We start from the raw sequence: 6,395 nt of genomic DNA, 5'->3' as shown, positions 1-6,395 counted from the left end.
GCCATGATGGCGGAAATGCCCCAGAAGTACTGGAAGAATCTGCCGGAGTCCCGGCTCATACCCACATTGATCCAAGAGGCGGACAAACGGGTCGCGGTCATGGCACGCAACGCCAAATCTTCGGAGCGGCTTCGCTGCGGTCCGCGCCCTGCAACTCCTGCCCAAGAACTGGACGAGGCAATACAGCAAAGCGAGTCAGGCTCGATCCATCAATTGGCACTGTCGGCACAGAACTGCCGCAACTGCCACCTATGTGAGACCGCTACCCAAGTGGTTTTTGGCGAAGGACCGGTGCCGGCCAAGATCATGTTGATCGGCGAGCAGCCTGGCGATAGTGAAGATCTTGCCGGCAAGCCCTTCGTCGGCCCGGCAGGAGAATTGCTAAACCGTGCCCTGGCCGCAGCAAACCTGCGCCGCGAGGAGCTGTATCTCACCAATACCGTCAAGCATTTCAAGTTTCACGCCAAGGGCAGACGCCGCCTGCATGAGAGTCCCCACGAAGAAGAGATCAATGCCTGCGCTCCGTGGCTTGCAGCAGAGATCGAACGGGTACAGCCGAGCATCATCATCTGCCTGGGGGTGACCGCCGCCCGGGCGCAGCTTGGCAAAGACTTACGCATCGCCCAAGACAGAGGCAAGCTTCTTGCAGGACAGGGGCGTCAGTATCTGGTCACCGTGCATCCTGCTCATTTGCTGCGCAGCGGCGAAAACCCTCGGGAATTCCAACGCTTCGTGGCGGATCTGCAAGTGGCCGCTGAAAAACTGAACTCGCTGGGTATCAAGTGATGGGCGTAGTTCGGCCCCTTCTGACGACGTTGCCGTTCAGTAAGAAAACGAACTTATAATTTGCCATGCGCCTTCAAATCGTTCAGCCATGCCAGATTATGCATTGCTCGTCATCAAGCGCGATATTTGCGCTATCGCGACGGTGCAGAAGCTATGCTTGACGCGGAATATCCACCGCCATACCCGTAACTTGAATACCGCCACCGCATGGTATGTCGATCTCAAGCAGGCTTGGCCGCCTCATCGCTGCCCCTTGATGGATCGTCAGTTGGGCAGGTGCCTCTATCAATCCTGCCTCACGTAGATAACCGCCCAATGCTGCAGCCGCAGCGCCGGTGGCTGGATCTTCCACCACGCCACCCACTGGAAAGGGATTGCGCGCATGAAAACACGATGCAGATTCGCGCCAGACGAGCTGAAGCGTGGTCAAATTCTCTCGCAGCATCAGTGCCTTGAGTGCCTCAAAATCATAGTCCAGCCGGTCAAGTCGTGTTCTTGATGCTGCCGCCAGCACCAGATGCCAAGCCCCGGCATAGGCTTTGGCCGGTGGCAGCTCGGTATCGAGCTCCGAAAGCTGCCAGCCGAGAATCGTCAATACCTCTTTGACTAAACTTGGCGTGGCGGCCTGGTAGTCCGGCATCACCGAGGTCAACGACGCCTGCCAGCCATTATCTATCTGACGTACAACCACCGGCACCGTGCCCACGGCGGTATTCAACTCGTAGGTGCCCTCCCCGTTCAGGCGTCCCAACACCACACCGCTAGCCACGGTGGCATGACCGCAGAAGCTGACTTCAGCCTGGGGGCTAAAGTACCGCACGTTCCGCGCCTTCCCCTGAAGCGGTGCGATAAACGCCGTCTCGGAATAGCCAACTTCTGCCGCAATGCGCTGCATGGTAGCGGCATCGGGTAGCGTTTCACCCAGCCAGACCCCAGCGGGATTACCGCCCAAGGGGTCATGAGTGAACGCGGAAAGTCGATAGAGGGTGCCATTCATGAAAGTACTCCTGATCGGTGAGCCATGACTCGCATTCTGAACTTAGCGGATGTAATAACACCGCATTGATTCCCAATCCCAGATTTAGCTGGAAGGAAAGGGAGCCTTGCCGCTAAGCGTTATGAGATCCCACAGCAAGCACTGATCCCACGCTTTCAACAAAGCCATGAACTTTTTGGTAATCGCCAGGACAAAATGCAAGACCTGCCTTTACGGGTGCACTAAAAGTATTGCCCCCTTTTGCTATTGTGATATTCGGGGCTCAGAGAGTCGCGCTAATTAAAGCAACGCGAATTTACCCTCCTGTCGCAATCCGATCCTGACAGTAGGGATTGTGGGACCGTGAATACAATTGGAGAACGCGCATGAGCAAGGAAGACGGTGTCGTTGAGAGTAACGAGCCCGCTGGCGGCTGGGGCTCGGTGAAAGGCATCACCAGCATATCCATCGAAGCGTCCGCCTCGCCGAGCGCCATGGATACGCTGCGCAGGATGAACAAGCCCGGCGGCTTCATGTGTAATTCCTGCGCCTGGCCCAAGCCCAAGAACTACAGCGCCTTTGAGTTTTGTGAAAACGGCGCAAAAGCGGTGATGTGGGAGTTGACGATGGATCGTTGCACGCCCATGTTCTGGAAGGAACATACCGTTGCCGGGCTGCGCTCCTGGACCGATCACGAACTGGAGAAGACCGGCAGGCTGACCCATCCCCTGCGCTACAACCCGGACAGCGACCGCTATGAAGAGATCGACTGGCCGTCTGCGTTCAACGGAATCGCACAAGAACTCAAGCCGCTTGAGCCGGAGAGCGCGGTGTTCTACGCCTCGGGTCATGCGGGTCTCGAGGCCTCCTATCTTTATGCCCTGATGGCGCGGCTATACGGCAACAACAACCTGCCCCAGAGCTCCAACATGTGCCACGAGACTACCTCCGTGGGCCTGAAAAAGGTGATCGGCTCCCCGGTGGGCACCATCGTCTGGGAGGATCTGGAGCAGGCGGATGCGTTTTTCTTCTTCGGCCAGAACCCAGGCACCAACAGCCCGCGCTTTCTTCACCCGCTAAAGGATGCCAAGAAGCGCGGCGCCAAGATCATCACCTTCAACCCCATCATCGAGCAGGGTTTGGTGGCCTTCGTCGACCCTCAAAGCCCCGTCGACATGGCCACCGGCCATCAGACGAAGATCTCCGATCAGTATCATCAGCTCAGCGCCGGCGGCGACGTGGCCGCCATCATGGGCATCTGCAAGCATGTGATCGACGCGGACGAGGCGGCCAAGCGCGAAGGCGGCAAGCGCATCCTCGATGTGGATTTCATCGAGGAGCACACCCAAGGGTTCGACAGCTTTCTGGATTCGGTGAAAGCGGCAAGCTGGGATGAGATCGAATCCGACAGTGGCCTTACGAAAGAGGCGCTCAAGGACGCAGCGGACGTCTACATGAAGGCCAAGAGCGTCATCGGTGTGTACGGCATGGGCCTGACCCAGCACACCCATGGCTCCGTCAACGTGGGCATGCTGGTCAATCTATTGCTGCTACGGGGCAACATCGGCAAGCCCGGCGCCGGCGCCTGTCCGGTACGCGGTCATTCCAACGTTCAGGGTCAGCGTACCGTGGGCATCGCGGAGAAAGCCGAACTCGTGCCCATGGACAAGCTGCGCGAACTCTATGACTTCGAGCCGCCGACCAAGGATGGCGTCACCATCGTCGATATGGTCGAGGGCATCCTCGACGGCTCGGTCAAGGCCAGCATGTGCCTGGGCGGCAACCTGCTGCGGGCGGTGCCGGATCAAAAACGCATCGAAGAGGCTTGGTCGCGGCAGAATCTAACGGTGATGGTCTCGACCAAGCTCAACCGCAGCCATCTCTACCCCGGAAAGACCGCCTACATCCTGCCCTGCCTGGGCCGCGCCGAGGTCGATAAGCAGGCAAGCGGGCCTCAGGCGATCTCGACGGAAGACAGCTTTGCCATGATCAGCGGCTCCACTGGGCACCGCTCGCCTGCCTCTCGTCATTTGAAGAGCGAGCTTGCCATCGTCACCGGCATCGCCAAGGCGCTGCTGCCCCCCAACCCCAAGGTCAAGTGGGACGAATGGACCGCGGACTACTCTCTGGTGCGGGATCTGATCGAGAAGACCTACCCGGACGACTTCGGCGATTACAACAAACGCATGTTCCAGCCCGGCGGTTTCTACCGAGGCATCGCCGCCCATAAACGCATCTGGAAGACCCCGGAAAAGAAGGCGCTGTTCACGACACCGAAGATGATGACGTCGCGAGGATACGATCAGAAGCCGGGCCGCTACAACCTGCTCACGATTCGCTCCAACGATCAGTTCAATACTACCATTTATGGGTATTCGGATCGTTTTCACGGCATCGAGGGCACCCGGGACGTGCTTTTGATGAACCCCGAGGACATCGAACGCGCAGGCTTCAAGAAAGGCGACGTAGTGCAACTGATCACGGACCTGGACGATAGCGTGGACCGACGCTTGGGGGGGCTTGTGATCACGCCTTTCCGTCTTCCGGTGGGAACCGTGGCGTCCTACTACCCGGAGTGCAACGTCCTGGTACCGGTGACCCACCACGACGTGCTGTCGAAAACACCGGGTTCGAAATCCGTGCCGGTGCGGGTGGAGCGTGATCAAGCCTAACCGTTGTTATTCCGGCAGAAGCAATGAGCCTGCCGAATAGGCGGGCTCATTGAATCCATGTCATTCTGGGCAAACGCTCCTTTCGTCTAGTTACCGTGGTGGCCCTCACTGGGACTGTCCGTCATGGTTACCTTGGGGCTGTTCGGACCTTCGCCGCGAGCAATATCCTGCTGACTTATGACCATCACCCCTCTTGGCCACCATTCAGGATGGTTGTCCCGGATAAAGGCCATTAACCTTTCCCGAAGATTCATTTCGGCAATCCAGCCTGAGTAGGGGTCCGATGTCATGAGATAGAACGCGACCGTCTGGGCCATCTCGGTTTGCCCCGTCACATAACACGAAAGCTTGTGGTGCTGGATGACGTCTTCTTCCTCTTTCGCATACTCCAGGAACTTTTCTCTAAGGCATTGGATGTCGGCGCTCAAGTGAAGCGTCATCTCCAGGCTTCTGTATTCCACCGTACTCTTGACCGACAGGTTCTCGAAGGACCTGGAAACGAAGTACGTGACCGGCACGATCAAGCGCCGTTCATTCCAGACTCGCAAGCGAATGAACGTGTAAAAAATACCCTCCACATAGCACCATTGACCTTCGAACTCTATAAGATCACCGATGCGTATGGGCTTCGCCAACGACAACTGAAACGAAGAGAGAATGTTGCCAAGTACGGCTTGACCTGCAATACCCACCAGCACCGTCAGGACACTGGCCGAGGCCAAAAGAGATAAGCCCATCGACTCGAAGAGCTGAATCTTGCTCAGCACATAGATCGAAACAACGGTAACCATGATCAAGATGATGAGCCGGCGCAACGCGTAGAGTGACGTCAGCAATCGGCGATCTTCTCGGGATTGGGGTGCGCCATCCTTCTCCACGAGTTGCCGGGTCATTTTCAGCATGAGGGTATCGACAAGGCGAAGCGCGATCGCACCGCCTCCCCAAGCCAGAATGGCTATCAGCAGCACGCGGAAGGTGGTTGTTGCCGCTGCTGAAAAAGATACCACGTAGTCGAGCGCCATCTGGGTCACCAGCGACACAACGATGAGCACTACCGGCATGCGAATTCGTTCGACAAAGATGGTGCGCGAGCCCGAAGGCAACCAGCGGGCCATCAACCCGACCAGGTAGTGGATTCCCATTCCCACCAAGCCAACCGCCAGCAGGAAAATTGGGATGGCGATCCACTCCCAAATCTTGAGAATCCCCAGCGGGGCTTTTAAGCGCTCAGGAATATACTCTTCTAATACGGAAGGACCGTATTCCTCATAAAGCATAGGGACCGACAAGACACTATCCGGCATGAACAGCCAGACAGGTTCCTTGTCATCCACTCGATATCGGCCCAAACGAATATCGTAGGTTTCGCCTTCGGCCGTAAGAGCTGCCAACTTCAAATTTCGACGTGGGACACCTGTTTGAGGATGCTTGCCTGCTGGGTCTTCGATGGCGGCATCCTGGCGCCCCGAAAGGTTGGAAACCTTGAGCCACTCGCCACGGGTGAGGACCTCGGCTAGCTGCTTGGCCAGCTGACTCCCTTGCTTTCGCCGTTCCGCTGGGGGCAGCTCGGACAGGTTAAGGACATGGGCCGCTGCGTCGAAATCCTCCTTTTCAGTTAGTGTCAGGAAACTCCGGACCGCCTCTCGAGGCGTCGTTCGCTTAACCGCCTTAGGAGCCTCGCCCAGTCCCGCGTTCAGCGAATCGATGGAAAACCAGCGCGTCTCCTCGCCCCCCTCATCCTGGGCTTGCGCCATGCCCAAACTGGAAAATATAACTACCGCCGCAGCCATCAGCCACAGCCGCCACGCGCCATTTTTCTTCATACGCCCTTACCTTGAAGAATCGCTCTTGCCCTGCGCTCGTCATTGCAATCCGGTACGGCATGGAGAATGACAGAAAGTCGAAGAGCGTAACGTTGGAATAGAAACAAAGGCAGAATGTTACCGCGAGATGCTCAAAAG

5 protein-coding genes are annotated in these 6,395 nt (G+C 57.4%); 2 read left to right on the top strand and 3 right to left on the bottom strand.

Annotated elements, in window-relative coordinates:
• A partial coding sequence (locus CH74_RS17400) for a UdgX family uracil-DNA binding protein (protein WP_048308807.1) occupies nucleotides 1-786 on the top strand: 786 nt, incomplete at its 5' end.
• A 151-nt stretch (nucleotides 787-937) separates the two neighbouring features.
• Here the strand turns inward: CH74_RS17400 and CH74_RS17395 are convergent.
• A complete protein-coding gene (locus CH74_RS17395) occupies nucleotides 938-1,783 on the bottom strand; it encodes a PhzF family phenazine biosynthesis protein (RefSeq protein ID WP_048308806.1) in 846 nt (281 codons plus the stop codon).
• A 365-nt stretch (nucleotides 1,784-2,148) separates the two neighbouring features.
• On the opposite strand from CH74_RS17395, the gene CH74_RS17390 reads away from it, so the two are divergent.
• On the top strand, nucleotides 2,149-4,434 hold the full coding sequence (locus CH74_RS17390; protein WP_048308805.1) for an FdhF/YdeP family oxidoreductase: 2,286 nt from the start codon (nucleotides 2,149-2,151) through the stop codon (nucleotides 4,432-4,434).
• A gap of 86 nt (nucleotides 4,435-4,520) precedes the next feature.
• On the opposite strand, the gene CH74_RS17385 is transcribed toward CH74_RS17390, so the two are convergent.
• Both CH74_RS17385 and CH74_RS19110 read right to left on the bottom strand, forming a co-directional pair.
• Nucleotides 4,521-6,257, bottom strand: a complete 1,737-nt coding sequence (locus tag CH74_RS17385; protein WP_048308804.1) for a mechanosensitive ion channel family protein — start codon at nucleotides 6,255-6,257, stop codon at nucleotides 4,521-4,523.
• Nucleotides 6,169-6,395: hypothetical protein (locus CH74_RS19110; RefSeq protein ID WP_216594799.1), on the bottom strand; the 227-nt coding region annotated here is incomplete at its 5' end. The genes CH74_RS19110 and CH74_RS17385, both read right to left, overlap by 89 nt.

Origin of the sequence: Halomonas sp. PR-M31 (assembly GCF_001039575.1) — a bacterium.
Classification (GTDB): domain Bacteria; phylum Pseudomonadota; class Gammaproteobacteria; order Pseudomonadales; family Halomonadaceae; genus Modicisalibacter.
Note: the sequence above shows the minus strand (reverse complement) of the source record. Positions and strands in the feature narration are given on the sequence as shown.

Excerpts from the sequence above, each read along its gene's own strand:
- CH74_RS17385 (WP_048308804.1), bottom strand. The coding sequence starts at position 6,257 with ATGAAGAAAAATGGCGCGTGGCGGCTGTGGCTGATGGCTGCGGCGGTA.
- CH74_RS17395 (WP_048308806.1), bottom strand. The coding sequence starts at position 1,783 with ATGAATGGCACCCTCTATCGACTTTCCGCGTTCACTCATGACCCCTTG.
- CH74_RS17390 (WP_048308805.1), top strand. The coding sequence starts at position 2,149 with ATGAGCAAGGAAGACGGTGTCGTTGAGAGTAACGAGCCCGCTGGCGGC.